Raw genomic sequence first — 26,058 nt, 5'->3', positions numbered from 1 at the left:
GGCGGTGGCAACGGCGGTGGCGGTGGCGGCAACGGCGGTGGCGGCGGCGGCGGCGGCGGCGGCGGCGGCCATGGTAACGGCGGAGGTGGCCACGGTAATGGCGGCGGCAACGGCAATGGCAACGGCAGTGGCGGAGCCGGCAATGGCGGCGCCAACGGCGTCGGCAACGGCCGTGGCAATGGCGGCAACAGTGGCGGTGCCGGCGGAGGCCACGGCAACGGCAACGGTGGCGGAAACGGCAACGGTGCCGGCGGCAATGGCGGCGGCAACGGTAACGGCGGTGGTGGCGCTGGCACCGGCGGCGGGAGCGGCGGCGCCAACGGCACCGGCGGCCACGGCAATGGCGGCGGCAACGGCAACGGCAATGGCAGTGGCGGCGCCGGCAACGGCGGGGCCAACGGCGTCGGCAACGGCCATGGCACCGGCAACGGCAATGGCGGCGGTCACGGCAACGGCGGATCGTCCGGCGGCAACCACTGACCGGAAGCGTCGCCCGGCCGAGGTCGGTCAGAGCATCTCGAGCGCGCGCTTGCTGCGCGGCGGACGGAAATACGCGTCAAGCTGCGCGCGCTCGTCATCGCTGAACACGACATCGAGCGCGGCGCGGTTGTCGCGCACGTGCTCGATCCGCGACGCCTTCGGAATCGCGAATACGCCCGGCTGCGCGAGCACCCATGCCAGTGCGACGCGCATCACCGACACGCCGCGCAGCCGCGCGATCTCGTCGAGCGGCGAACGTTTCGGCAGCCGCCCGTGATCGACCGGGCTGTACGCCATCGCCGGGATCCGATGATCGGCCAGCCACGGCAGCAGGTCGAATTCCGGGCCGCGTCGCGCGATGTTGTAGAGAATCTGGTTGGTGGCGCACGCACCGCCGCCCGCCTCGTCGACGAGTTCGGCCATGTCGGCCGTATCGAAGTTGCTCACGCCCCAGTGGCGGATCTTGCCCGCCCGCTGCAACGCGGCGAACCCCTCGACCGTTTCCTCGAGCGGCACCGAACCGCGCCAGTGCAGCAGGTACAGGTCGAGGCGATCGGTACGCAGGCGCTTGAGGCTCGCGTCGCACGCGGCGACGACACCACGCCGGCTCGCATGATGCGGATAAACCTTGCTGACGAGGAACACGTCGTCGCGCAGGCCCGCGAGCGCGTCGCCGACCAGCTCCTCGGTCGCGCCGTCGCCATACATCTCGGCGGTATCGACCAGCGTCATCCCGAGTTCGACGCCTTCGCGCAGCGCGGCGATCTCGTCCGCGCGCCGCGCCGGCCGCTCGCCCATTTCCCAGGTGCCCAGGCCCAGCTTCGGGATCGTCTCGCCGTTCGGCAAAACGACCGTGGCGGTCGTGTCTGTCATGCGTTCCTCGTTGCGGATTCGTGGCCGCGCACCGCGGCCGAAGCATCGGATACGACGCATCAGTGTAGTCAATCGGTGCGCCCCCGGCCTATTGCACGGCAAAAACCGGCTATAACGGCGCGGCATGATGACTTAGAATGGCCGCAACCTGATCGATACCCATTGTATGAAGGCACCCACGGACGACCGCTGGCAGGACCTGCGCCCCGACCCCGACAACGATACGCCGCTCTACCTGCAGCTCGCCCGCAAGCTCGGCGATGCGATCCACGACAACCGCTGGACGGCCGGCGAAGCGCTGCCTTCGGAGCGGGTGTTGTCCGAAGCGCTCGGCGTGTCGCGCATCACCGCGCGCAAGGCGATCGCGCTGCTCGTCGAGCAAGGCCTGATCCGCCGCACCCAGGGCGCGGGCAACTTCATCCAGCCGCGCTACGAGGATCCGCTGTCGCGGCTGTCGAGCTTCAGCGAAATGCTGGAGCGCCGCGGCTTCAAGCCGAGCTCGCAATGGCTCGCACGTGAAATTCAACCCGCGAACCGCGACGAAGTGATCCAGCTCGGCCTGTCGCCGGCCGCCTCGGTTACACGTCTGAAACGCCTGCGTCTCGCCGACGGCATCGTGATGGCCGTCGAGAACTCGACGTTCCCCGCGACGCTGATTCCCGATCCGCAGGCGATCGTCGGCTCGCTGTACAGCTACCTCGAAGCGCGCGGCACGCCGATCGTGCGCGCGCTGCAGCACTTCCGCGCGGTCAACGCGACCGACGAGATCGCCGAGCAGATGGGCATCGCCCCGCACGACGCACTGCTGCTGATCACGCGGATCGGCTATACGTCCGACCAGCGCGCGATCGAACTGACCGATACCTACTGCCGCAACGACTACTACGATTTCGTCGTCGAACTGCGCAAGTAACGCGAGCGGCGTCGCCCGCCCTCACAGCCAGCGCGCGTCGTCGGTGCCGAGCGGCACGGGCGGCCGCGCGAACGACGGCGGCGTCGCCGACAGCCGCTCGGCCGGCCGCACGGTGTCGAGCACGCCGAACGGCGACGCGACGCGGTCGATCCGGTCGCGCACGTCGGCCGGCGCGAGATCGGGCGCCCGCAGCCCGTCCGGCACCGCGCCGAACGACTGCAGCCACCGCCCCGTCTGCGCGAGCGACATCCGCACGTGCCAACTCCCTCCTTCGCGCGCCCGCCGCGCGAGCGCGATCATCGCGCCGAACGCCGCGAGATACCCCGTCGCGTGGTCGAGCGCCTGGCACGGCAGATGGCGCGGCCCGCTCGCCTGCGCGGCCTGCTGCTCCTGCCATGCGATGCCGCTCGCCGACTGCACGAGGCTGTCGAACCCGCGCCGCATTGCCCACGGCCCCGCGTGCCCGTACGCCGACACCGACACGTAGACGATGCCGGGCCGCCGCGCCGCCAGCGCCTGCGGCGCGAAACCGCGCGCAGCAAGCGCGCCGGGCCGGTACGACTGCAGAAACACGTCCGCATCGCGCGCCAGTGCATGCAGCGTATCGACGCCGGCCGTGTCGCGCAGATCGATCCACGTCGAACGCTTGCCGCGCCCGTTGTCGATCACGAGCGGCGCGATGTTCGGCAGGTGCGGACCGTTGACGAGCAGCGTCTGCGCGCCGTGCGACGCCAGCGTGCGGCCCGCGACCGGCCCCGCGATGATCCTCGTGAGATCGAGCACGCGCACGCCGGCCAGCGGCTGGCCGGCCTCGCCGCGGCCGATCGGCTCGGGCGGCGCGTCGCCGATCCGCTCGATCTCGAACAGCGGCAGCGACGCGATCGCACGCGCCTGCTCGTGCGCCGCCCATTCGTCAGGGGTTCTGATCAATGCCGCGCACAGGCCGGCGTCGGCCAGCGCGGTATCGAGCGCCGCGCCGTCCCAGGTGCGGATCGCCGCGGCGACGTCGGCAGGCTGCGGGCCGCAGCCGAGCACGTCGAGAATGCCGCGCAGATGATGCGGGAAATTCGCGTGCAGCTGAATCCAGCGTCCGTCGCCCGTCTCGAAGAAGCCGGTCACCGGTTGACGCAACTCCGGCGGCGGCCCGTCGTCCACGCGCAGGTAGCGTTCGCTGCGGAACGCCACGAGCGCGTCGCGCACCGATACGTCGACCGATTGCGCCACGCCCGTTCGCAGCCGCTGGCATTCGGCTGCCGCGAGCCCGGCCGCGGCGATCGTCGCGGCGGCAAGCGTGCCGACCTGAAACGTCGACGGCAGCGTCGGGTCCTGCCCGGTCACGGTCGTGCGGGCCAGCGCGTCGCGCTCGCCGTGCGCGAGTTGCCAAAGATGCGCCAATGCGAATTCGGGTGTCATGGTGGAGGAGACGCCGTTGAGGAGACGGAATCGAGTCTAGAATTCGCGACAGGCGCGATCAATCTTGATTGCGCGAATCAATACATAACGAATAGTTGTAGCGAGCCCGCGCTTCATGCGCGGCGACAGGAGCCACCGGCATGACATCCGTCAGTGCGCAGGAAGCCGCCGGCATGCTCGGCGTCAGCGTGAGCACCCTCTACGCGTACGTGAGCCGCGGCCTGCTGCGCTCGCTGCCCGACGGCGCGACCAAACGCCGCCGCTACGATGCCAACGAGGTGCGCCTGCTGGCGCGCCGACGCGCCGACGCGAAGCGCGCGGGCGGCGTTGCCGAACGTTCGCTCGACTGGGGCGTGCCGGTCCTGGAATCGCGGATCACGCAGATCGCCGACGGCCGCCTGCGCTACCGCGGCATCGATGCGATCGCGCTGGCCGACGCAGCGACATTCGAAGAAACGGCCGCGCGGCTGTGGGACTGTCCGCCCGCGCGGCTGGCCGCCACGTCGCTCGCATCGACCGGTTTCGACGCGGCGCAGTGGGACGACTGGGCGCGTCGCTGGGCGCACCTCGCGCCGCTCGAACGCACGCTGGTGCTGCTGCCGGCCGCGGCCGCGTCGCTGCCGGGCTTGTGGGCCCAGGGGCGCGACGCGCAGCTCGATTCCGCTGCGCTGCTGCTGCGCGTCGCGACGGCCGCGCTCGCCGGCATCGCGCCGGACGACGCGCCCGTGCACCGCCAGCTCGCGGCCGCGTGGCGCGTGCGACGGCGCGACGAAGCCGACCTGCTGCGGCGTGCGCTCGTGCTGTGCGCCGATCACGAACTCAATCCGTCGACCTTCGCGGTGCGCTGCATCGCCTCGACCGGCACCCATCTGTTCGGCGCGATCTCGGGCGGGCTCGCGGCGCTGTCGGGGCCGCGCCACGGCGGCGAGACGTTCCGCGCGGGCACGCTGCTCGACGAAGCGGCCCGCGCCGCCGATCTCGATCGCTACCTCGCGCTGCGGCTGGCGCACGACGAACGCGCGGACGGCGGCCGCACGGCCCTGTCCGGCTTCGCGCACCCGCTGTATCCCGACGGCGACCCGCGCGCGCGGGCGCTGCTCGATGCGCTGGATGCGACGGCGCGCGACCGGCCGGCGCTGCGCGCGGCGCGCGCGCTGGCCGCACGCGTCGAAGCCGCGACGAGCCTGCGGCCGACGATCGATTTCGCGCTCGCGGTGCTCGAGCGCACGCTCGCGCTGCCCGACGGCGCGGCGTTCACGCTGTTCGCGGCCGGCCGCACGGCCGGCTGGATCGCGCATGCGCTCGAACAGTACGCGGACGGGATGCTGATCCGGCCGCGGGCGCGCTACGTCGGCAGCGACGCGGCCGCCTGACGCCGGCCGTCGCGCCACGCGGCGAACAAGCGCCACCACGCGGGCGCGGTGCGCACGGCCGACATCGCCAGCGGGCCGAACGCGAACGTCGCGCCGCGCGGCCCCGCGCTGACCCACGCGCGCGTGCCGGGCAGCAACGTCAGCGATGCGCCCGCACTCAGCCAGTGATCGTCGGGCCGGCCCTCGACGGTCACCCACACGTCGCCTTCGGCCACTTCGAGCAGCGTACGATCGACGATCCGCCACCGGCCGGCCGGCTCATCGCCGTCCATCACGTAAAGTCGCAGCTCGCGCATGGCAGCCTCCTGGTCGCACGGGTTCGATGACACCAGTATTTCGGACAGCGGCAGCACAGGGACAGATACGGCTGCAGACACTTTTGGCTGAACTGTACTGGCCGCCCGACGGGGACAGCCTCCGGCGCACGGGCCGGGCCGGATCGGCTCGGCCCGCGTGACGCGTGTCGCCGAACCTGCACGGCGCCGCCGCTTTCCCTACAATGTCGGCTGTCCCGCGCCACCGCCCCCGTCATGTTCCAAAGCCCGCCTGCCGCCGCTCCCGGCGAAAAGAACCTCACCGTGATGCTCTGGCTCGTTGCGACGGGCTTCTTCATGCAGACGCTCGACGCGACGATCGTCAACACGGCGCTGCCGTCGATGGCCGCGAGCCTCGGCGAATCGCCGCTGCGGATGCAATCGGTCGTGATCGCGTATTCGCTGACGATGGCGGTGATGATCCCCGTGTCGGGCTGGCTCGCCGATACGTTCGGCACGCGGCGCGTGTTCTTCAGCGCGATCCTGGTGTTCTCGCTCGGCTCGCTGCTGTGCGCGAACGCGCATACGCTGACGCAGCTCGTCGCGTTCCGCGTCGTGCAGGGCGTCGGCGGCGCGATGCTGCTGCCGGTCGGGCGGCTCGCGGTGCTGCGCACGTTCCCGGCCGAGCGCTACCTGCCCGCGCTGTCGTTCGTCGCGATTCCGGGGCTGATCGGCCCGCTGATCGGGCCGACGCTCGGCGGCTGGCTCGTGAAGATCGCGTCGTGGCACTGGATCTTCCTGATCAACGTGCCGGTCGGCGTCGCGGGCTGCATCGCGACCTTCTATTCGATGCCCGATTCGCGCAACCCGGCCGCCGGCCGCTTCGACCTGAAGGGCTATCTGCTGCTGACGATCGGCATGGTCGCGATCTCGCTGTCGCTCGACGGGCTCGCCGATCTCGGCATGCAGCACGCGGCCGTGCTGGTGCTGCTGATCCTGAGCCTCGCGTGCTTCGTCGCGTACGGGCTCTATGCGGTGCGCGCGCCGCAGCCGATCTTCTCGCTCGAGCTGTTCAAGATCCACACGTTCAGCGTCGGGCTGCTCGGCAACCTGTTCGCGCGGATCGGCAGCGGCGCGATGCCGTACCTGATCCCGCTGCTGCTGCAGGTAAGTCTCGGCTACTCGGCGTTCGAGGCCGGGCTGATGATGCTGCCGGTCGCGGCGGCCGGCATGTTCTCGAAGCGGATCATCACGCGGCTGATCACGCAGCACGGCTACCGCAAGGTGCTGCTCGCGAACACGATCATGGTCGGCGTGATGATGGCGAGCTTCGCGCTGATGCGCGACACGGTGCCGGTGTGGGTGAAGGTCGTGCATCTCGCGCTGTTCGGCGGCTTCAACTCGATGCAGTTCACCGCGATGAACACGCTGACGCTGAAGGATCTCGGCACCGGCGGCGCGAGCAGCGGCAACAGCCTGTTCTCGCTCGTGCAGATGCTGTCGATGAGCCTCGGCGTCACCGTCGCCGGCGCGCTGCTCGCGACGTTCACCGGCATGCTGCGCACCGTGACGCCGAGCAACACGCTGCCGGCGTTCCATGCGACGTTCATCTGCGTCGGCATCATCACCGCCGCGTCCGCGTGGATCTTCGCGCAGCTCGCGCCGGAGATCCGCAGCACCGCGCGCAAGACCGACCCGTCCGAGCGCGCGTGACGCGCGGCGCGCGCCGAATCAGGCCGGAACGCACCATCGCGGTGCAACGCGGCCCGGCACGCGTGCGCGTACCGACAGCGCGACGGGCAACCGCACGCGGCACCCTGCCGTGCATGCTTCTTGCTCGCCAATTCTGCGGGTAAACTGGCAGTCTTCCTTCGGCCGACATCATGAGCATGATCGAAATCGATCCCCCCGGCTTTCAGCCGCCCCGCCCGGTCGCCGGCGACGACGGGAACCGGCGCACCGTGCTGTACGGCGGCTACACCGTGTTCAGCGTGTTTCAGCCCGTTTTCTCGGTGTCGCACCGGCGCGCGATCGGCTATCACGCGTCGCTGCGCGCGCACGACGAGGAAAGCCGCCAGGTGGCGTCGCACGAGGTGTTCACGCAGGCGGCGCGGCGCGGCGACCTGCTCGAGCTCGGCCGGCTCGCCGAATCGTTGCATCTCGGTAATTTCCACGCGTTCGACAGCCACGACGAATGGCTCTTCCTGAGCCTGCATCCGGCCGCGCTGATGGACACCATCTACGGCGACGCGCTGCTCGCGAACCTGAAGGCGCTCGGGTTGCCGCCGCACCGCGTGGTGCTCGAGGTGCCCGAGCAGGCCGGCGGCGAGACGCCGCGCTATGCGGCGATCATCGACGGGCTGCGCAAGGCCGGCTTCCTGATCGCGCTCGTCGGGTTCGGCGCGAAGCATTCGAACATCGATCGCGTGTGGCACTTGCATCCCGACATCGTCACGCTCGACCGCGGCATCCTCGCGCAGGCGAGCGAGCACTCGCATCTCGAACGCGTGCTGCCGGGGCTCGTGTCGCTGCTGCATGAATCCGGCCAGCTCGTGCTGATGGGCGGGCTCGCGACCGAACGCGACGCGCTGATCGCGCTCGAATGCGACGTCGACTTCGTGCAGGGCCAGTACTTCGCGGGGCCGAGCGTCGACCCCGTGCAGCCGCAGGCTGCCGCGGGCTGCATGGATACGCTGTCGGCCGCGCTGCGGCTGCGCGTCGCGCAGCGCGAGCGCACGCAGGCGGAACGGCTCGCGCCGTACGTCGCCGCGCTCGAGGAAGCGAGCCGCAGGCTCGGCGCGGGCGAATCGCTCATCGATGCGGCGGCCGCCGTGCTCGGGCTGCCCGAGACCGCGCGCTGCTTCCTGCTCGACGCGTCGGGCCGCCAGATCGGCGACAACGTGCTCGCGCGCGGCAGCGTGTCGCAGCGCGCGAAGCGCTTCCGGCCGCTGCTGCATTCCGAAGGCGCGAGTTGGGAACGTCGCCCGTACTTCATCGACGCGATGCGCGCGCCGGGCGGCGTGCACCTGACGCCGCCCTACCTGTCGATCAACGAGGCGCACCTGTGCGTGACCGCGTCGATCGCCGCGCCGGCCGCGACGGGCATGCAGGTGCTCTGCGTCGACATCAACTGGGAAGCCGCGCTCAGCCGCGAGTAAGCGAGCAAGCGCGCCGCGTTCACGCGTCGCCGCCCGCCTTGCGCACGATCAGCCGGTGCACGCGCTTGCCGGACGACGCGCTGACGACCTCGTGTTCGTCGATCACGTGCACGCCGGCGCCGAGCGCCGCATGCATCCGCGCCGAATCGAGCGGCGTATAGAGGCGGCCGCGCTCGTCGCGCAACACGCCGTTTCCGGCCACCCGCCAGCTCAGGTACAACGTGCCGCCCGGCATCAGCAGATCGGCCAGCCGCGTGGCGGCGGCCGCTGCGTCCGCCTGTTCGAGATGCATGACGACCGTTTCGCACAGCACGTTGCGAAACGCGCCGGACGGCACACCAGCCAGCGCCGGCAGCGCGGCCAGCTCGAAAACCAGACCCGGATGGTGCCGCCTAGCCTCGTCGAGCAGCGCGGCGCTCGCGTCGTAGCCGCGCACGTCGAAGCCGCGCGACGCGAGCCACGCGGTGTCGCGCCCCGCGCCGCAGCCGACGTCGGCGGTCAGCCCCGGCGAGAAATACTGTTCGAGCAGCGCGTACATGTCGTCGGGCGCGGCCTGGTCGAGCCAGTCCTGCGCGTATTGCGCGGCATGGGCGTCGTAGGCATCGAGAGTCGGGCGATCCACCATGGCGATTGCTCCGCAAAGGCGTCGTGTGACGCACTCCGCATCTTAGCCGTCGCGCACGGCCCGTGCCGACGGCGGCTGGTGCGACGCCGGCCTACACGGCCGGCACGTGGCCCGTACGCGGCGCCTGCGCGGCCAGGTCGGCCCACAGCGCATCGCCGCGCCACGCCGGACGCGCCGCCGCGCTTTCCGCGTCGTGGACAAGCGCGCACAGTCGCGCATTGACCGGCGCCGGCGCACCGAAGCGCGCGGCCAGGCGGACGATTTCACCGTTGATCCATTCGACTTCGGTCGCGCGGCGCGCCGCGAGATCGTCGGACATCGACGACCGCGCCAGCGGATCGATCGCGAGCATCCGGCCGCCGAGCACGTGAAACGCCGCATCGGGCAGCTCGAGCACGGCCGGGATCCACGCGGCCGGCAGCGGCGTCAGCCGCGCCGGCCGGATCGCGGCGCGCGCGAGCCAGTGCAGCGCCTCGCGCTGGGCCAATGCGACGCAGCGCCGGTACGTGCGTTGGGCGAGTTCGTCGCGCAACGGCAGGTTCGCGAGCGCATTGACCGCGTTGTTCAGGTTGAGCAGCAACTTCGCCCACTGCACGGCGCGCATGTCGCGATGCAGCATGAGCGGCAATCCGGCACGGGCGAACAGGCCGATGAACGGCTGCAGCGCGGGCGACGCGTCGGCCGCGAGCGTGCCGGCCGACCCCTGGTGAAACGCACCGGGCCCGCGCTCGATCACGTTGAACGGCACCATGCCGGCCAGTACGGTCGCTTGCGGTAGCGCATCGCGCAGCGTGTCGGCGTTGTGCAGGCCGTTCTGGAAGCTGATCACGATCGTGCCGGGCCGCAGCACGCCGGCCAGTTGCGCGGCGGCCTCCCGCGTGGCGGCCGACTTCACCGCGACGAGCACGAGCCGCGCGTCGGCCGCGGCGGCCGGATCGGTTGCGAATCCGATGTCGGCCGGCGCCAGCGCCGCACGATAGCCGCGTTGATCGGTCAGCGTGAGCCCGTGCAGACGAATCGCGTCGCCGATGCGCGCGCGGCCGACGAGCATCACGTGCGCGCCGCCCGCCGCGAGGCGGCCGCCGAGATAGCAGCCCACCGCGCCCGCGCCGAACACGCAGACCGGCCCGGCCGGCCCATCAGACATGCGAATGCGCGCCGCCATGCACGGGGCCCGCGCGCCGCTCGACTTCGCGGCGCACGTCGCCGCGCAGCCCCGCGAAGAACGCGACCTCGGCGACGACGAACAGCGGCCCGACCATCAGGCCGACCAGATCGTCGACGAACGCGGGCTTGCGGCCTTCGAACCAGTGCCCGACGAACTGCACGATCCAGCCGACGACGAACGCGCCGCTGCCGATCGCGAGCCATTGCGCGGTCGGCAGCGGCGCCAGCGACTGCGCGGCCCACAGGCCGAGCGCGAACAGCGCGGTCATCACGATCCCGAACCGCAGGTCGAGACGCAGGTAGAACAGCGCGAACGCGACGGCGAGCAGCAGCGCCGGCGACAGCGCGACGCCGGCCAGCATCCCGAGCGCCGGCCGCGACAGCAGCACCTCGACCGCGAACACGATCATCGGGATGCCGATTAGATGCGTCGCGATGTTGCGCGCGTCGCGATGGTAGGCCGCATACTGGGAAAGATGGTCTTCGAGGGTTTTCATGGCGTCTCCTGATCGGTTATTGAGCGCTATGATGCGCGTCACGCCCGAGAACCTCTGTCAGCTACCCGACATCGCGTGCCCATGCCTGCCTCGCTCGCCCCGTACCTGCCGCAGATCGAAGCGAACCCGTGGTTCGCCGCGCTGCCGCCCGCGCTGCGCGTGGAGCTGATCGCCCGTGCGACGCTGCGCCGTCTGCCGGCCGGCCACGCGCTGTTCCGGCGCGGCGACCCGCCGTGCGGGCTGTACGCGGTGCTGGCCGGTTCACTCACGATAGGTGCGGTCGATCCGCAGGGCAAGGAAGCGCTGCTGACGGTGGCCGAGCCCGTCACCTGGTTCGGCGAGATCGCATTGTTCGACGGCCAGCCGCGCACGCACGACGCCATCGCGCTCGACGACACGCTGCTGCTGCACGTGCCGCAGGCCGCGCTGCTCGCGATCCTCGATACGACGCCGCAATACTGGCGGCAGTTCGCGCTGCTGATGGCGCAAAAGCTGCGGCTGAGTTTCCTGACGGTCGAATCGATGAGCGTGATGCCGGCCGCGCAGCGGCTCGCCGCGCGGCTGCTGATGATCGCCGAAGGCTACGGCGGCATCAGCGCCGGACGCACGCACATCCGGCTGTCGCAGGAAACGCTCGCGTCGATGCTGTCGCTGACGCGGCAGACCACCAACCAGTTGCTGAAGGCGCTGCAGGCCGACGGCGTCGTGCGGCTGCACGTCGGCGAGATCGAGCTCGTCGACATCGACGCATTGCGCCGCGCGAGCGGGCTCGGCGACGGCACGCACTGAACGCCGCGTAACGAACACTATCGGCCTCTGTCGACGCTACGCGCTGCCCGCGGCCGGCGAGTTGCGCTATCGTGGCGGCTCGCTCCTTCCGCCGCGCGCACCGCCTTGAACACGTCGACCGTTCCCGCCCCCGCCCGTCATCCATGGCCCGTCTTCATCGCGTTCCTGCGGCTCGGCCTCACGTCGTTCGGCGGGCCGGTCGCGCATCTCGGCTACTTTCGTGCGGAATTCGTCACGCGGCGCGGCTGGCTCACCGAGCGTACCTATGCCGATCTCGTCGGGCTGTGCCAGTTCCTGCCGGGGCCGGCGAGCAGCCAGGTCGGGATGGCGATCGGTCTCGCGCGCGCCGGCTATGCGGGCATGTTCGCCGCGTGGCTCGGTTTCACGCTGCCGTCGTCGCTGCTGATGATGCTGTTCGCGCTCGGCGTCCACGCAACGGGCGCACCGATCGAAGCCGGCGCGCTGCATGGGCTGCGCATCGTGTCGGTCGCGGTGATCGCGCAAGCGGTGTGGGGCATGGCGCGCACGCTGTGCCCGGATGCGCGGCGCGTCACGCTGATGGCCGCGGCCGCATGTGTCGCGCTGCTCGCGCCGGCCGCGTGGACGCAGGTCGCGGTGATCGTCCTGGCCGGCGCGGCCGGTCTCGTGCTGCTGCCGCAGCCGGCACGCGACGCACACGAACCGTTGCCGCTGCACGTATCGCGCCGCGCGGGCGTGCTGTGGCTCGCGCTGTTCGCTGCGCTGCTCGTCGCGCTGCCGTTCGCGGCCCGCGCGCTGCGCTCGGATACGCTGGCCGTCGTCGATGCGTTCTTCCGCACGGGTGCGCTCGTGTTCGGCGGCGGCCACGTGGTGCTGCCGCTGCTGCAGGCGGCCGTGGTCGCGCCCGGCTGGGTCGGCGATTCGGCGTTTCTCGCCGGGTATGGCGTCGCGCAGGCCGTGCCGGGGCCGCTGTTCACGTTCTCGGCATTCCTCGGTGCGTCGCTGCGCGATGCGCCGAACGGCTGGCTCGGCGGCACGCTCGCACTCGTGTCGATCTTCGCGCCGTCGTTCCTGCTCATCGCCGGCACCGCACCGTTCTGGGAACGCCTGCGCCGCAGCGCGCACATGCAGGCCGCGCTCGCCGGCGTGAACGCGGCCGTCGTCGGGCTGCTGCTCGCCGCGCTCTATCATCCGGTGTGGACCGACACGATCGTCGCGCCGCGCGACCTGGCCGCCGCGCTGGTCGCGTTCGTCGCGCTGGTGTTCTGGCGCGTGCCGCCGTGGGCCGTCGTAATCGCGAGCGCGGCGCTCGGCTGGCTGCTCGGCATGGCCGGCTGATCCGGCGAACGCCGCACGTTCGGGCCGCGCAAAAAACAAAAAGCCCTCGAAACGAGGGCTTTTTTCGATGCCGCGCGCCGTGGCGGCGCGCAGGCGCCGGACTTACGCGAAGTTCTTCGCGGCGAAGTCCCAGTTCACGATGTTCCAGTACGCTTCGACGAACTTCGGACGGGCGTTGCGGTAGTCGATGTAGTACGCGTGTTCCCACACGTCGATCGTCAGCAGCGCCTTGTCGGCGGTCGTCAGCGGCGTGGCGGCGTTGCTCGTCGACACGATGTCGAGCGAACCGTCGGCCTTCTTCACGAGCCATGCCCAACCCGAACCGAACGTGCCGACCGCGGCCTTCGTGAACGCTTCCTTGAATGCGTCGTACGAACCCCACTTCGCGTTGATCGCGTCGCCGAGCGCGCCCGTCGGTGCGCCGCCGCCGTTCGGCGACAGGCTGTTCCAGAAGAAAGTGTGGTTCCAGACTTGCGCGGCGTTGTTGAAGATGCCGCCCGACGACTTCTTCACGATCTCTTCCAGCGGCAGATTTTCGAATTCCGTGCCCGGGATCAGATTGTTCAGGTTCGTCACATAAGCCTGATGGTGCTTGCCGTAGTGGTACTGGATCGTCTCGAGCGAGATGGTCGGCGCGAGTGCGTCTTCAGCGTACGGGAGCGGCGGGAGCGTATGAGCCATGGCGATTCCTTCGTTGAGTATGTAGGGAGGCTGTGTTGGATGCTGCCGAGCGTCCGATTGTAGGCGAGGAAGAATAACCCCGCAAACTCACGGGCCATTTATCCGCGGTATGCGAAAAAGCGATGCTGGCGCGACGTCCGGCAGGACGAACCCGACGATGCGCAGCATTCGTTCCCGCCGCGAGGCGGGCGTTGCGACGACGCGCGTTTCGCTTGGCGCCCGTTACGTCAGATCGTATCGGTCAGCCGCGGCTGCACGTCGGCGAGCGACACGTCGGCCGAGCCTTCGGCGAGATGCACGGTCAGTCGCCGCTGCGGCTTCAGCGCGTTCGGCGCGCGCACCGCGCGGCCCGTCTGCGCATCGATCAGCGCCGCATAGCCGCGCTCGAGCGTGCGCTGCGGGCTCAGCACCTCGAGCCGTGCCGCACAGGCTGACACACGCGCCGTGTCGCGTTCGTGACGGCGCTGCAACGCGCTCGCGAGACGCTGCGACAGCCCGGCGAGCGCCTGGCGCGCCTGTGACGGATCGGGCCGTGCACGCTGCCAGCGCAGTTGCGCGAGCGCGAAACGCGCACGTGCGTCGCGCACCGGCCGCGAGGCGGCCGACGCCAGCCGCGCCGCGAGCTGCTCGACGTGCGTGCGCTGCCGCTGCAGCCGCTCGGCCGGGCTCACGAGCCGGCGCGCGAGCCAGTCGAGCTGCTGCGCACGCTGTTCGAGCCGGCGCGCCATGCCGCGCGCGAGCGCACGCTGGCGCTCGTCGACCTCGCGCAGCAGCAGCGCGCGCTGCGGGCTCGCGAGTTCGGCCGCGCCGGTCGGCGTCGGTGCGCGCAGGTCGGCCGCGAAGTCAGCGATCGTGAAATCGGTTTCGTGCCCGACGCCGCTGACGACCGGCAGCTCGCTCGCCGCGATCGCGCGCGCCAGCGCTTCGTCGTTGAATGACCACAGATCCTCGATCGAGCCGCCGCCGCGGCACACCAGCAGCACGTCGACCTCGCGCCGCGCGTTCGCGGTTACGACGGCCGCGACGAGCTTTTCGGCGGAACCGGCGCCCTGCACGGGGGCCGGATAGACGATCACCGGAATGTGCGGCGCGCGCCGCGCGAGCGTGGTCAGCACGTCGCGCAGCGCGGCGGCCTGCAGCGACGTGACGATGCCGATCGCGCGCGGATGGGCCGGCAACGGCCGCTTGCGCTCGGGAGCGAACAGCCCCTCGCCCTCGAGCTGCGCCTTCAGCCGCAGGAACGCCTCGTACAGGCGCCCCTGCCCGGTGCGCCGCACGGCTTCGACGTTGAGCTGCACCTCGCCGCGCGGCTCATACATCGTGACGACCGCGCGCACCTCGATGCGGTCGCCTTCGCGCGGCGTGAATTCCGCATATTGCGCGCGGCCGCGGAACATCACGCAGCGCATCTGCGCCTGCTGGTCCTTGATCGAGAAATACCAGTGGCCGCTCGCGGCGCGCGTGAAATTCGACACTTCGCCGGAAATCCACAGCAGCGGAAACGAACGCTCGAGCATCGTCGAAATCGCGCGATTGAGCGCCGAAACGGGAATCACTTCGTCGCCGCCGCGGGTGGCGCCGGGTGCGGAAAAAGGGGAATCGGAAAGCATGGGCGGTCGGATGAATGCTGGCGGCGTCACGATAGTCCGACATGCGATCGGCGTCCAGCGCCGCCGCATTCGCCGCCGCGCACGGAAGGTGTCCACACGCTGGCATTCGTCCGCGTAAAACGCCCGGAAACCGCTGGAAAAACCAGACGATTCTTCGTAACGCGTTGATTTTAATAATTTTTTAAACCTTTCGAAATGATTCTCATCCGATTCGATGCCCGCCGGACGGGCGTTTGAGGCAATCGACCGGCAAGTTTTTCACAGAGTTATCCACAGGCCGCCTCGATCCGGCCCCACGCGCTGCGGCGGCCGGTCGCGCTTGCCGCGCCGGCGTGCGGCGCGCTAGAGTGCCGCCTTCCACGGACCCTGCGGCATGCGCCGCCCAACGGAGAATCCGCCTTGACGAATCCGTCCCTCGCCGCGGCGCACGACGCGCCGCGCCCGGCCCGATGAGCGCGCCCGGCGGCCCGCTCGCGCGACTCGAAGCGCGCCTGACACGCGAATGGCAGCGGCGCGGCGCGCTCGCGTGGGCGCTCACGCCGTTCGCCTGCGTGTTCGGCCTGTGCGCGGCGCTGCGGCGCACCGCTTACGCGCAGGGCTGGAAGCAGCCGGTCGACGTCGGCGTGCCGGTCGTCGTGGTCGGCAACGTGACCGTCGGCGGCACCGGCAAGACGCCGACCGTGATCGCGCTCGTCGACGCGCTGCGCGCGGCCGGCTTCACGCCCGGCGTCGTGTCGCGCGGCTACGGCGCGAACGTGAAGGCGCCGACCGCCGTCACGCCGGCGTCGCGCGCGGGCGCGGCCGGCGACGAACCGCTGCTGATCGCGCGCCGCACCGGCGCGCCCGTGTGGGTGTGCCCGGACCGCGTCGCGGCCGCGCAGGCGCTGCGCGCCGCGCATCCGGACGTCGACGTGATCGTCAGCGACGACGGCCTGCAGCACTACCGCCTCGCGCGCACCGTCGAGCTGGTCGTATTCGACCACCGGCTCGGCGGCAACGGCTTCCTGCTGCCGGCCGGCCCGCTGCGCGAACCGCTGTCGCGGCACCGCGACGCGACGCTCGTCAACGATCCGTACAGCGGCGCGCTGCCGCCGTGGCCCGATACCTACGCGCTCGCGCTGACGCCGGGCGCCGCGTGGCACCTCGACCAGCCCGCGCTGCGCCGCCCGCTGTCGCAATTCGCGAACGAGCGCGTGCTCGCCGCGGCCGGCATCGGCGCGCCGGAACGCTTCTTCGCGACGCTGCGCGCGGCCGGTCTCGCGCCGGCGACCCGCGCGCTGCCCGACCATTACGCGTTCGCCGACAATCCGTTCGTCGACGATGCCGTCGATGCGATCCTGATCACCGAGAAGGATGCAGTAAAATTGGGCGCTTCCTGGCGCGACGCCCGACTGTGGGTGGTCCCCGTCGAAGCCGCGCTCGACCCTCGCCTCATTGCCCTCGTTGTGGAGAAACTCCGTGGACGCTCGCCTGCTTGAAATCATTGTGTGCCCTATCTGCAAAGGCCCGCTCCACTACGACCGTGCCGCGCAGGAGCTGATCTGCAACGCGGACAAGCTCGCGTACCCGATCCGCGACGGCATCCCCGTGATGCTCGTCGACGAAGCGCGCCAGACCGTCGAAGGCACGCCGGTCGACCCGGCCGGCCGCTGAACCGCCGCGCCGCTCGCCCGGCGCACCGATTCGTACCCGACGGCCCGGCCCCGGCCGGGCCGCCGCACTCCGCCGGGCGACCGGCTTCCGGCGTCGCCCGCCCCGTCCTTCTCAGCGCTTCCCGATGACTCACCCGCAACCCTTCATCGCCGTCATTCCCGCCCGGCTCGCGTCGACGCGGCTCCCGAACAAGCCGCTCGCCGATCTCGGCGGCAAGCCGATGGTCGTGCGCGTCGCCGAGCGCGCGCGCGAGGCGGGCGCGCAGCAGGTGCTCGTCGCATCCGATGCGCAGAGCGTGCTCGACGCGGCGCGCGATCACGGCTTCGAAGCGGTGCTCACGCGCGCCGACCATCCGTCCGGCACGGACCGGCTCGCGGAAGTCGCGGCGGCCTTCGGCTGGCGCGACGACACCGTCGTCGTCAACGTGCAGGGCGACGAGCCGCTGATCGACCCCGTGCTCGTCCGCGACGTAGCGTCGCACCTGGCCGCGCATCCGGCGTGCGCGATCGCGACCGCCGCTCACCCGATTCACGACGCGGCCGACGTATTCAACCCGAACGTCGTGAAGGTCGCGCTCGACGCGCAGAGCGTCGCGCTGTACTTCTCGCGCGCGCCGATTCCGTGGAGCCGCGACGCGTACCAGCCGCACTGGCCCGACGTCGCGGCCATGCCAGCACCGGCTTTCCCGGTCTACCGGCACATCGGCCTCTATGCGTATCGCGCGCGTTTCCTGCGCACCTATCCGTCGCTCGCGCAGGCGCCGATCGAACAGGCCGAGCAGCTCGAACAGCTGCGCGCGCTGTGGCACGGCGAGCGCATCGCAGTGCTGATCACCGAATCCGCGCCCGAAGCCGGCATCGACACGCCGGCCGATCTCGCGCGCGTGCAGGCCCTTTTTCAGCCGGGTTCAAAATAACCCATGGCATAATCAGGCGATTGTGCGAGCCGTCCGCGACCAGCGCGTCCTCGCTTGACCCCGCCCGTGGCCCTGCCGGCAGCCGCGCGTCGCTCGACCGACGCGCCGCATCGGACCGGTCCGCCACGCGCCGGGCAAGCCCCGCGCCCGCCGTCGCCGACGCCTTTGTGTCTCGCCACACGAATCTACATACTTGGAGATATCACCATGCGTTTGATCCTGTTGGGCGCGCCCGGCGCGGGAAAGGGCACCCAGGCAAACTTCATCAAGGAAAAATTCGGCATCCCGCAAATCTCGACGGGTGACATGCTGCGTGCGGCCGTGAAGGCCGGCACGCCGCTCGGCGTCGAGGCGAAGGGTTACATGGATGCCGGCAAGCTCGTGCCGGACGCGCTGATCATCGGCCTCGTGAAAGAGCGCCTGAAGGAATCCGACTGCGCGAACGGCTATCTGTTCGACGGCTTCCCGCGTACGATCGCGCAGGCTGACGCGATGAAGGACGCCGGCGTCGCGATCGACTACGTGCTCGAGATCGACGTGCCGTTCTCGGAAATCATCGAGCGCATGAGCGGCCGCCGCACGCACCCGGCATCGGGCCGCACGTACCACGTCAAGTTCAACCCGCCGAAGGTCGAAGGTCACGACGACGTGACGGGCGAACCGCTGATCCAGCGCGACGACGACAAGGAAGAAACTGTCAAAAAGCGTCTCGAAGTGTACGAAGCGCAGACCAAGCCGCTGATCACGTACTACGGCGACTGGGCGCAGCGCGGCGAGGAAAACGGTCTGAAGGCGCCGCAGTATCGCAAGATCTCGGGCCTCGGCACCGTCGACGAGATCCGCGAGCGCGCATTCGACGCACTGAAGTAAGCAGCGCGTCGCGCACCCGCAAGCCGCCCGTTCCGGGCGGCTTTTTTTTCGCCTGCCGCGAGTTGCACGAGCCTGCAGCACGCGCGCAATAAAAACGCCCGCGAAGCGGGCGTTCTTTCCGTGTGCGAGCCGTGGCGCGCCGCGGCTCAATCCTCGCCGTCGCGCTGCATCCGCTGCCGCAATTCGCTGACCTGCGACTCGACGACAGTCGCGTCTTCCGCCTCCGGCCGCTCGCCGAGATACTGCTCGAGATCCTCGAGCGCAGGGCGCAGGTAGTCGAGCCGCGCATACGCGAAGCCGCGGTCGCGCACCTCGTCGAGCTGCTCGGGCAACAGGATCACGAGCCGCTGCTGCACCGCGAGCAGCCGCTGCCAGCGTTCCGTCTGCAGATAGATCGTCTTCAGGTTGCGCAGCATCCGCGCGATGATCTCGCGGCTCGTCGCGGGCTGCAGCAGCGCGCGCAACGCGCTGTCGACGGCGCCCGCCGCCCGCGCGACGTACGGCTCGAGCATCTCGACCATCTCGGCTTCGGACAGCGAATGGCCGTTGGTCGGATCGATGATCAGGTCGCCGTCCGGCAGCGTCACGCGCAGCAGGAAATGGCCGGGAAACGACACGCCGCGCGCCGGTACGCCGATCTGCTCCGCGAGCTCCAGGTACAGCACCGACAGCGAGATCGGGATCCCTCGCCGCCGTTTCAGCACGGCGTTCAGGTGGCTGTTATCGGGGTCGTAGTAATCGTTGTGATTGCACGCGAAGCCGAGCTCGCGGAAGAAGAACTCGTTCAACGCCGCGACGCGGCCCTTCAGGTCCGTATCGTCGGCGAGCCGCCGGCGCAGCCGCGCCGCCAGCATGTCGAGTTCGGCCAGCGTGCCCTGCAGGTCGAGGTCGGGATACGCGTCCTGCGCCAGCGACAGCGCGGCTTCCGTGACGGGCAGACTGTCGTCGTCCGCCACGAGCGTGCTGAAGTAGTCGAGGACGCGGGTCATTGCGGTCGTCACTTGGCGCGCCTTCTGAAATAAGCGTATTTGAAGCCCATCACCCACAACATACCGAAATATAGTGCAGCAAACAGCACGAGGCACGCGGCCATCAGCGCAATGCGATCGAGCGGCTGCGCGCGCATGCCGGTCCAGTCGAAACTGATCGCGCACCAGTGCATCACGCCCGCGAGCACGAGCGCCGCGCCGACGAGCTGCACGAAGAAGCGCAGCCAGCCCGGCGACGGCTGGTAGATGCCGCGCTTGCGCAGCCCGAGGAACAGCAGCAGCGAATTCAGGCACGCGCCGACGCCGATGCTCAGCGTGAGGCCCGCGTGGCCGATCAACGGCACGAACACGTAGTTCGACAGCTGCGTGACGATCAGCACGCCGATCGCGATCTTCACGGGCGTCTTGATGTCCTGCTTCGCATAGAAGCCCGGCGCGAGGATCTTGATCAGGATGATGCCGACGAGGCCGATCCCGTAGGTCGCGAGCGCGCGCGCGACCATCGTGACGGTATGCGCGTCGAACTTGCCGTAGTTGAAGAGGGTCGCGGTGAGCGGCGTCGCGAAGAAGAACAGCGCGAGCGCGCTCGGCGCCGCGAGCAGGAACGTGACGCGCAGCCCCCAGTCGAGCAGCGCCGAATATTCGTGCGAATCGGCGTCGACGTGCGCCTTCGACAGGCTCGGCAGCAGGATCGTGCCGAGCGCGACGCCGAGCAGCGCGGTCGGGAATTCCATCAGGCGGTCGGCGTAATTGATCCACGACACGGCGCCCTGCCCGAGCCGCGACGCGATGTTGGTGTTGATGATCAGCGACAATTGCGCGACGGACACCGCGAACGTCGCCGGCACCATTTTCGCGAGCACGCGTTTCACGCCCGGATGACGCAGCGCGCGCAGCGGGTTGACGCCGATCAGCGGCACCATGTCGATCTTCTTCAGGCCCGGCAACTGCACGAGAAACTGCAGCACGCCGCCGACGATGACGGCCCACGCGAGCGCGTAGACCGGCACCTTCAGGTGCGGCGCGACGAACACGGCCGCGGCGATGAACGCGACGTTGAGCAGCACCGGCGCGAACGCGGGCAGCGAGAAGCTCTTGTACGTGTTCAGCACGCCCGACGCGAGCGTGGTCAGCGAAATGAACACGATGTACGGGAACATGATCCGCGTCATCGTGACCGCGAGCGGAAACGCCTGGCCGTCGCTGTGCAGGCCGGACGCGACCGCGAACACGACCCACGACGCGCCGGCGATCCCGACGACCGACAGCACGGCCAGCGCCCACGCGAGCACGGTGGACATCGCGTCGACGAGCGCCTTCGTCGCGTCGTGCCCCTGCTGGTTCTTGAACTCGGCGAGGATCGGCACGAACGCCTGCGAGAACGCGCCTTCGGCGGACAGGCGGCGCAGCAGGTTCGGGATACGGAAGGCGACGTAGAACGCGTCGGTGTATTGACTGGCGCCGAACGCACGGGCGATCAGCGTTTCGCGGGCCAGTCCGGTCACGCGCGACAGCAGCGTGAAGCCGCTGACCGTCAGCAGGGCTCGGAATAGATTCATGGGGCGCTTATTATACGGACGTTGCGCGACCCGGCCACCGGCCGATGCCGAAAAGCGCACCGGCCGCCGACGGCCCCATCCGGCCGACATCACGTTGAACTTGCCACTCGCTTGATTTTGTTGCTATAATCGCCGGTTTCTGGGCTCGTACATGCACGGCAACTGCCGTTTTCATGTCCCGGCCTCGGTTAAAATCACCGTTTTTTTATGCGCCCCTGGGCAATCGTTCTCAGGGGACGGATCGAAAAGCAGCGCTTGGCCGTCAGGCTCCAAGCTCTGGAAACAGGACAGGATAAGGAACCGTCATGGCTAACTCCGCACAAGCACGCAAGCGCGCCCGTCAGGCCGCGAAGGCAAACTCGCACAACTCGGCGCTGCGCTCGAAATTCCGTACCGCGATCAAGTCGGTTCGCAAGGCTGTTGAAGCCGGCGACCAGGCAAAGGCTGCCGAGCTGTTCAAGGCTGCCGTGAAGACGATCGACACGATCGCCGACAAGAAGATCGTTCACAAGAACAAGGCCGCTCGCAGCAAGAGCCGCCTGGCCGCAGCCGTCAAGGGCCTGCAGGCAGCAGCGTAACTCCGGTGCGCCCGCTCACGCGGGCGTTCCTGTTTCCTGCGATCGCGAAAAAGCCCGCCTAGGCGGGCTTTTTCGTTGCCTGTCGCCCGCGCATCGTGCGCGGTGGCAGTTGCCTGACGGCGGGCGCGGCACGCGCCCTCGCCCGTCGGCATCGCTCACTTCTTCGTGTTGTAGTCCGGCAGTTCGCACGCCTCGGTCACGACGAGGTTGTTGTCCTTCGCGAAATTCAGCACGAAATCGAACGCCATCGGCTCGATGTCGCGCAACCGCGAATCGAGGATCACGCATTTGAGGTCGCCGAGCATCGTCGGGCGCACGTACAGCGAATACTTGAGACGCGCGTTCGGCCCACTCGCCCCCGGCCCGAAGCAGGCCATCACACCGGCCAGACGTTCCGACCAGTCGCTCGGGCGAAACTTTTTCCCGTCTTTCGTGATGCCCTGGATGAAAAATTCGGTCGGAGGGGTTTCAGCCATGTGGTTACCCAAGTGACGGCCCGGCGATGTCCAGGCAACGGCGCCTGGATACGCGAACACAAAGCTGGAGGGTCGGCGGCGCGCGGCCATCGATATCCCGAAAACGGAGCGTCGATGCGCGCCGCCGGTGGACTGCACCGGATGTGTGCAGCGCACGGCTTGTGTCCGGCAGAGCGCGAAAAGCCTTGCCTGCCGGGCTGGAGAAAACTTTCGAATTATACCGCAGCGCGCCATCGCGCGGCGTCCCGACGCCCCTCTTCCCGCACCGCCGGTCGCGCGCGGCGATCCTGCTCCGCGTCGCGCCACGGCTCGTCAAAGCACAGAAAATCCTTTATGCTGCTTTGAGTTATCCACACCCGACGGCGGCGCCGTCCGGCCTCGCTGCCGGGTGAGACCCGCCGTATTTCGTTTCATGACCGCCAAAACCATTCGTCACTACCTGCAGTTCAAGGATTTCTCGCTGGAAGACTACGAGTACGTGCTCGAACGCACGGGTATCCTGAAGCGCAAGTTCAAGAACTACGAGACCTATCACCCGCTGCACGACCGCACGCTCGCGATGATCTTCGAGAAGAGCTCGACGCGCACGCGCCTGTCGTTCGAGGCCGGGATCTTCCAGCTCGGCGGCCACGCCGTGTTCATGAGCACGCGCGACACACAGCTCGGCCGCGGCGAACCCGTCGAGGATTCCGCGCAAGTCATCTCGCGGATGGTCGACATCATCATGATCCGGACGTTCGAGCAGGACGTGATCACGCGCTTCGCGCAGAATTCCCGCGTGCCGGTGATCAACGGGCTGACGAACGACTACCACCCGTGCCAGGTGCTCGCCGACATCTTCACGTACTACGAGCACCGCGGCCCGATCGCCGGCAAGACCGTCGCATGGGTCGGCGACGCGAACAACATGCTCTACACGTGGATCGAAGCCGCGCAGATCCTCGGCTTCAAGCTGCGCCTGTCCACCCCGCCCGGCTATGCGCTCGACATGAAGCTCGTGTCGCCCGACAGCGCGCCGTTCTACGAGGTGTTCGACGATCCGAACGAAGCGTGCAAGGGCGCCGATCTCGTCACCACCGACGTGTGGACGAGCATGGGCTTCGAGGCCGAGAACGACGCGCGCAAGCAGGCATTCGCCGACTGGTGCGTCGACGAGGAAATGATGGGCCACGCGAATCCGCATGCCCTCTTCATGCACTGCCTGCCCGCGCACCGCGGCGAGGAAGTGACGGCCGGCGTGATCGATGGCCCGCAGAGCGTCGTGTGGGACGAAGCGGAAAACCGCCTGCACGTGCAGAAGGCGCTGATGGAATTCCTGCTGCTCGGTCGCCTCAAGCACTGACGCGCCGCCCAACGCACACGCGTAAAAAAAGCGCCGGTCGACGATCGGCGCTTTTCGTTTGGGCGCGCCAAAACCGGCGCGCACTGCGTTACAGGCAAACCGGCTCCGCCTCCAGCTCGACGCCGAACCGCGCGCGCACGTCGGCCTGGATCGCCCGCGCCAGCGCCAGTACGTCGGCGCCCGTCGCGCCGCCGCGATTGACGAGCACGAGCGCCTGGCGGTCGTGCACGGCCGCCGCCCCGAGTGCGCGCCCCTTCCAGCCGCAACGGTCGATCAGCCAGCCGGCCGCGAGCTTCACCTGCCCGTCCGGCTGCGGATACGACACGACATCCGGCGCGCGAGCGCGCAGCGCATCGAACTGCGCGGCGTCGATCACCGGATTCTTGAAGAAACTGCCTGCATTGCCGAGCACCAGCGGATCGGGCAGCTTCGCGCGGCGGATCGCGACGACCGCATCGAACACGTCGCGCGGCGTCGCCGCATCCGGCGCGATGCCGCGCGCGTCGAGCTCGCGCGTGACGTCCGCGTAACCGAGCCGCGGCGTCCACTGCTTCGGCAGCCGGAACGTCACCGCGACGATCGCGAACCGGCCGCGCCCTTCCCGCTTGAAGAAGCTGTCGCGATAGCCGAACGCGCAGCGCGCGGCGTCGAAGCGCTCGCTGCGCCCCGTCGCCAGCTCGACCGCGACCAGCGAATCGAAATACGCCTTCATCTCAAGGCCGTACGCGCCGATGTTCTGGATCGGCGCGGCGCCGACGGTGCCCGGGATCAGCGCGAGATTCTCGAGGCCCGGCATCCCGTGCTCGAGCGTCCACGCGACGAACGCGTGCCAGTGCTCGCCGCCGCCGGCCTCGACGTACCACGCGTCGTCGTCCTCGCGCACGACGCGGCGGCCCGCGATCTCGTCGAGCAGCACGACGCCGTCGAAATCGCGCGTGAACACGACATTGCTGCCGCCGCCGAGCACGAGCTGCGGCAGGCTCACGACCCGCGGGTCGCGATGCAGCGCCTCGAACTGCGCGACCTGCGTGATGCGCGCGGCGAAGCGCGCGCGCGCGGCGATGCCGAACGTGTTGTGCGCGGCGAGCGGATGGTCGGGAAGCAGCGACAGGGCGGAATCGTCAGGGGGCATCGGCATTCGCGGTCACGTCGGCCCGGGCGGCGCATGGCCGGCCTTGGGCAAACGGAGGGGCATCGGTAAAATGGCAAACAGTCCGCAATTATAGCGAGTGCCCGCGCGCGAGCCGGGCGCCCGCATCTCAAGGGAGAATGCCATGCCATCGTTCGACGTCGTTTCCGAAGCGAACATGATCGAAGTGAAGAACGCCATCGAGCAGTCGAACAAGGAAATTTCGACGCGCTTCGACTTCAAGGGCTCCGACGCACGCGTCGAGCAGAAGGAACGCGAGCTGACGCTGTTCGCCGACGACGATTTCAAGCTCGGCCAGGTCAAGGACGTGCTGATCGGCAAGCTGGCCAAGCGCAACGTCGACGTGCGCTTTCTCGACTACGGCAAGGTCGAGAAGATCGGCGGCGACAAGGTCAAGCAGATCGTCACCGTGAAGAAGGGCGTGACGGGCGACCTCGCGAAGAAGATCGTGCGCCTCGTGAAGGACAGCAAGATCAAGGTGCAGGCGAGCATCCAGGGCGACGCGGTGCGCGTCTCGGGCACGAAGCGCGACGACCTGCAAAGCACGATCGCGATGCTGCGCAAGGACGTGACCGACACGCCGCTCGACTTCAACAACTTCCGCGACTGACCGCCAACCGCTGCGTCGCGTCATCCGGCCGGGCCACGCCTACGTGGCGCGCCCGGCGCGCGGCCCGCGCCGCGCGTTCTCAGGCTTTCCCGCCGTCCTGCGCGCCGCCGTCCGCGGCCGCCTTCTTCTTGTCGCCGATCCGGCTCTCCTGCCCCGCGAGCAGCTTCGAAATGTTGCCGCGGTGACGCCACACGAGCAGCACGCTCATCGCGAGCACGGCCCAGGCGACCGGGTTGTGGCCCGGCATGCCGAACAGGAACACGTCGAACACCGGCGCGAACACGGCCGCGACCAGCGCGGCGAGCGACGAATAGCGGAAGAAGAACGCGACGATCAGCCAGGTCAGCGCGGTCGCGAGCCCGAGCACCGGGTGCACGGCGAGCAGCACGCCGGCCGCGGTCGCGACGCCCTTGCCGCCCTGGAAGCGGAAGAACACCGGGTACAGGTGGCCGAGGAACACGGCGATCGCGACCCACGCGACCGCGACGTCGGGCAGGCCGAAGTGCCGGGCGAGCCACACGGCGATCCAGCCCTTGAACGCATCGCCGACGAGCGTCAGGATCGCGGCCTTCTTGTTGCCGCTGCGCAGCACGTTGGTCGCGCCGGGATTCTTCGACCCGTACGAACGCGGGTCGGCCAGGCCCATCACGGAACTGACGACGACGGCGAACGACACCGAACCGATCAGGTAGGCAACGAGGGCGGCGAGCAGGATCTGCATGCGGAGGACTCTTCTTTCAACGTATCGGGAAAGGGACGGCCGGG

27 protein-coding genes are annotated in these 26,058 nt (G+C 69.4%); 14 read left to right on the top strand and 13 right to left on the bottom strand.

All coding sequences use genetic code 11. The annotated features are described in order from the left end of the window. A partial coding sequence (locus tag HWX14_RS34150; protein WP_175886511.1) for a hypothetical protein occupies positions 1-480 on the top strand: 480 nt, incomplete at its 5' end. A gap of 27 nt (positions 481-507) precedes the next feature. Here the strand turns inward: HWX14_RS34150 and HWX14_RS34145 are convergent. Beyond that, positions 508-1,353, bottom strand: a complete 846-nt coding sequence (locus HWX14_RS34145; protein WP_175886510.1) for an aldo/keto reductase — start codon at positions 1,351-1,353, stop codon at positions 508-510. Between the two features lie 166 nt (positions 1,354-1,519). Between HWX14_RS34145 and HWX14_RS34140 the strand changes: the two genes are divergently transcribed. After that, complete coding sequence (locus tag HWX14_RS34140; protein WP_006489667.1) at positions 1,520-2,266, top strand: GntR family transcriptional regulator; 747 nt, start codon at positions 1,520-1,522, stop codon at positions 2,264-2,266. 21 nt (positions 2,267-2,287) lie between these two features. Here the strand turns inward: HWX14_RS34140 and HWX14_RS34135 are convergent, their stop codons facing one another. Beyond that, a complete protein-coding gene (locus HWX14_RS34135) occupies positions 2,288-3,679 on the bottom strand; it encodes a CoA transferase (RefSeq protein WP_175886509.1) in 1,392 nt (463 codons plus the stop codon). A 140-nt stretch (positions 3,680-3,819) separates the two neighbouring features. Between HWX14_RS34135 and HWX14_RS34130 the strand changes: the two genes are divergently transcribed. Next, positions 3,820-5,052, top strand: coding sequence for a citrate/2-methylcitrate synthase (locus HWX14_RS34130; RefSeq protein WP_175886508.1), 1,233 nt, complete (start codon positions 3,820-3,822; stop codon positions 5,050-5,052). Here HWX14_RS34130 and HWX14_RS34125 read toward each other — a convergent pair. Further along, entirely contained in the window at positions 5,025-5,348 is a 324-nt protein-coding gene (locus tag HWX14_RS34125) for a DUF2917 domain-containing protein (RefSeq protein ID WP_175886507.1), read from the bottom strand. The two genes, HWX14_RS34130 and HWX14_RS34125, sit on opposite strands and share 28 nt — an antisense overlap. A gap of 234 nt (positions 5,349-5,582) precedes the next feature. On the opposite strand from HWX14_RS34125, the gene mdtD reads away from it, so the two are divergent. Together mdtD and HWX14_RS34115 are read left to right on the top strand one after the other, a co-directional pair. Beyond that, entirely contained in the window at positions 5,583-7,019 is a 1,437-nt protein-coding gene (gene mdtD, locus HWX14_RS34120) for a multidrug transporter subunit MdtD (protein ID WP_124595614.1), read from the top strand. A gap of 170 nt (positions 7,020-7,189) precedes the next feature. After that, positions 7,190-8,464 carry an EAL domain-containing protein gene (locus tag HWX14_RS34115; RefSeq protein WP_175886506.1) on the top strand — a complete coding sequence of 425 codons (1,275 nt, stop codon included), beginning with the start codon at positions 7,190-7,192 and terminating at the stop codon, positions 8,462-8,464. A 19-nt stretch (positions 8,465-8,483) separates the two neighbouring features. Here the strand turns inward: HWX14_RS34115 and HWX14_RS34110 are convergent, their stop codons facing one another. The 3 genes from HWX14_RS34110 to HWX14_RS34100 form a co-directional block, all read right to left on the bottom strand. After that, a complete protein-coding gene (locus HWX14_RS34110) occupies positions 8,484-9,089 on the bottom strand; it encodes a methyltransferase domain-containing protein (RefSeq protein WP_175886505.1) in 606 nt (201 codons plus the stop codon). 91 nt (positions 9,090-9,180) lie between these two features. Next, positions 9,181-10,236 carry a 2-dehydropantoate 2-reductase gene (locus HWX14_RS34105; protein ID WP_175886504.1) on the bottom strand — a complete coding sequence of 352 codons (1,056 nt, stop codon included), beginning with the start codon at positions 10,234-10,236 and terminating at the stop codon, positions 9,181-9,183. Continuing rightward, a complete protein-coding gene (locus HWX14_RS34100; protein ID WP_175886503.1) occupies positions 10,229-10,753 on the bottom strand; it encodes an Mpo1-like protein in 525 nt (174 codons plus the stop codon). The genes HWX14_RS34105 and HWX14_RS34100 overlap by 8 nt, the downstream gene beginning before the upstream one ends. Before the next feature lie 81 nt (positions 10,754-10,834). Between HWX14_RS34100 and HWX14_RS34095 the strand changes: the two genes are divergently transcribed. Together HWX14_RS34095 and chrA are read left to right on the top strand one after the other, a co-directional pair. Continuing rightward, positions 10,835-11,542, top strand: coding sequence for a Crp/Fnr family transcriptional regulator (locus HWX14_RS34095; RefSeq protein WP_175886502.1), 708 nt, complete (start codon positions 10,835-10,837; stop codon positions 11,540-11,542). 105 nt (positions 11,543-11,647) lie between these two features. Then, positions 11,648-12,859 (top strand): chromate efflux transporter, encoded by a 1,212-nt coding sequence (chrA, locus tag HWX14_RS34090; protein ID WP_175886501.1) that lies wholly within the window; start codon positions 11,648-11,650, stop codon positions 12,857-12,859. Positions 12,860-12,961: 102 nt separating this feature from the next. On the opposite strand, the gene sodB is transcribed toward chrA, so the two are convergent. Both sodB and xseA read right to left on the bottom strand, forming a co-directional pair. Continuing rightward, positions 12,962-13,540 (bottom strand): superoxide dismutase [Fe], encoded by a 579-nt coding sequence (gene sodB / locus HWX14_RS34085; RefSeq protein ID WP_011546040.1) that lies wholly within the window; start codon positions 13,538-13,540, stop codon positions 12,962-12,964. A 227-nt stretch (positions 13,541-13,767) separates the two neighbouring features. After that, positions 13,768-15,150, bottom strand: a complete 1,383-nt coding sequence (gene xseA / locus HWX14_RS34080) for an exodeoxyribonuclease VII large subunit (RefSeq protein WP_175886500.1) — start codon at positions 15,148-15,150, stop codon at positions 13,768-13,770. A 449-nt stretch (positions 15,151-15,599) separates the two neighbouring features. On the opposite strand from xseA, the gene lpxK reads away from it, so the two are divergent. From lpxK to adk, 4 genes are all read left to right on the top strand, one after another. Continuing rightward, positions 15,600-16,628: a tetraacyldisaccharide 4'-kinase gene (lpxK, locus tag HWX14_RS34075; RefSeq protein ID WP_027812762.1), complete on the top strand. Its 1,029-nt coding sequence runs from the start codon at positions 15,600-15,602 to the stop codon at positions 16,626-16,628. Continuing rightward, entirely contained in the window at positions 16,609-16,803 is a 195-nt protein-coding gene (locus tag HWX14_RS34070) for a Trm112 family protein (protein ID WP_006482216.1), read from the top strand. The genes lpxK and HWX14_RS34070 overlap by 20 nt, the downstream gene beginning before the upstream one ends. 124 nt (positions 16,804-16,927) lie before the next feature. Continuing rightward, positions 16,928-17,719 (top strand): 3-deoxy-manno-octulosonate cytidylyltransferase, encoded by a 792-nt coding sequence (kdsB, locus tag HWX14_RS34065; RefSeq protein WP_006482208.1) that lies wholly within the window; start codon positions 16,928-16,930, stop codon positions 17,717-17,719. A gap of 207 nt (positions 17,720-17,926) precedes the next feature. Beyond that, positions 17,927-18,589 (top strand): adenylate kinase, encoded by a 663-nt coding sequence (gene adk, locus HWX14_RS34060; RefSeq protein ID WP_050017061.1) that lies wholly within the window; start codon positions 17,927-17,929, stop codon positions 18,587-18,589. A gap of 146 nt (positions 18,590-18,735) precedes the next feature. Here adk and HWX14_RS34055 read toward each other — a convergent pair whose 3' ends face one another. Continuing rightward, complete coding sequence (locus HWX14_RS34055) at positions 18,736-19,578, bottom strand: SirB1 family protein (RefSeq protein ID WP_175886499.1); 843 nt, start codon at positions 19,576-19,578, stop codon at positions 18,736-18,738. Between the two features lie 8 nt (positions 19,579-19,586). Beyond that, a complete protein-coding gene (murJ, locus tag HWX14_RS34050) occupies positions 19,587-21,137 on the bottom strand; it encodes a murein biosynthesis integral membrane protein MurJ (protein WP_175886498.1) in 1,551 nt (516 codons plus the stop codon). 305 nt (positions 21,138-21,442) lie between these two features. Between murJ and rpsT the strand changes: the two genes are divergently transcribed. After that, positions 21,443-21,715: a 30S ribosomal protein S20 gene (gene rpsT / locus HWX14_RS34045; RefSeq protein ID WP_006482211.1), complete on the top strand. Its 273-nt coding sequence runs from the start codon at positions 21,443-21,445 to the stop codon at positions 21,713-21,715. 155 nt (positions 21,716-21,870) lie between these two features. Here the strand turns inward: rpsT and HWX14_RS34040 are convergent, their stop codons facing one another. Continuing rightward, complete coding sequence (locus tag HWX14_RS34040) at positions 21,871-22,191, bottom strand: DUF3579 domain-containing protein (RefSeq protein ID WP_011546046.1); 321 nt, start codon at positions 22,189-22,191, stop codon at positions 21,871-21,873. Positions 22,192-22,603: 412 nt separating this feature from the next. Here HWX14_RS34040 and argF point away from each other — a divergent pair, with 412 nt between their 5' ends. After that, a complete protein-coding gene (gene argF, locus HWX14_RS34035; RefSeq protein ID WP_175886497.1) occupies positions 22,604-23,533 on the top strand; it encodes an ornithine carbamoyltransferase in 930 nt (309 codons plus the stop codon). An 88-nt stretch (positions 23,534-23,621) separates the two neighbouring features. Here argF and murB read toward each other — a convergent pair whose 3' ends face one another. Further along, positions 23,622-24,671: a UDP-N-acetylmuramate dehydrogenase gene (gene murB / locus HWX14_RS34030; protein ID WP_175886496.1), complete on the bottom strand. Its 1,050-nt coding sequence runs from the start codon at positions 24,669-24,671 to the stop codon at positions 23,622-23,624. Between the two features lie 136 nt (positions 24,672-24,807). Between murB and HWX14_RS34025 the strand changes: the two genes are divergently transcribed. After that, complete coding sequence (locus HWX14_RS34025) at positions 24,808-25,293, top strand: YajQ family cyclic di-GMP-binding protein (RefSeq protein WP_021162564.1); 486 nt, start codon at positions 24,808-24,810, stop codon at positions 25,291-25,293. Between the two features lie 79 nt (positions 25,294-25,372). Here the strand turns inward: HWX14_RS34025 and plsY are convergent, their stop codons facing one another. Next, positions 25,373-26,014, bottom strand: coding sequence for a glycerol-3-phosphate 1-O-acyltransferase PlsY (gene plsY, locus HWX14_RS34020; RefSeq protein ID WP_126363029.1), 642 nt, complete (start codon positions 26,012-26,014; stop codon positions 25,373-25,375). Between the last annotated feature and the right edge of the window lie 44 nt (positions 26,015-26,058).

It is taken from the genome of Burkholderia sp. BCC0044 (assembly GCF_902832955.1).
Lineage (GTDB): Bacteria > Pseudomonadota > Gammaproteobacteria > Burkholderiales > Burkholderiaceae > Burkholderia.
This window is presented reverse-complemented; position numbering and strand designations above follow the sequence as displayed.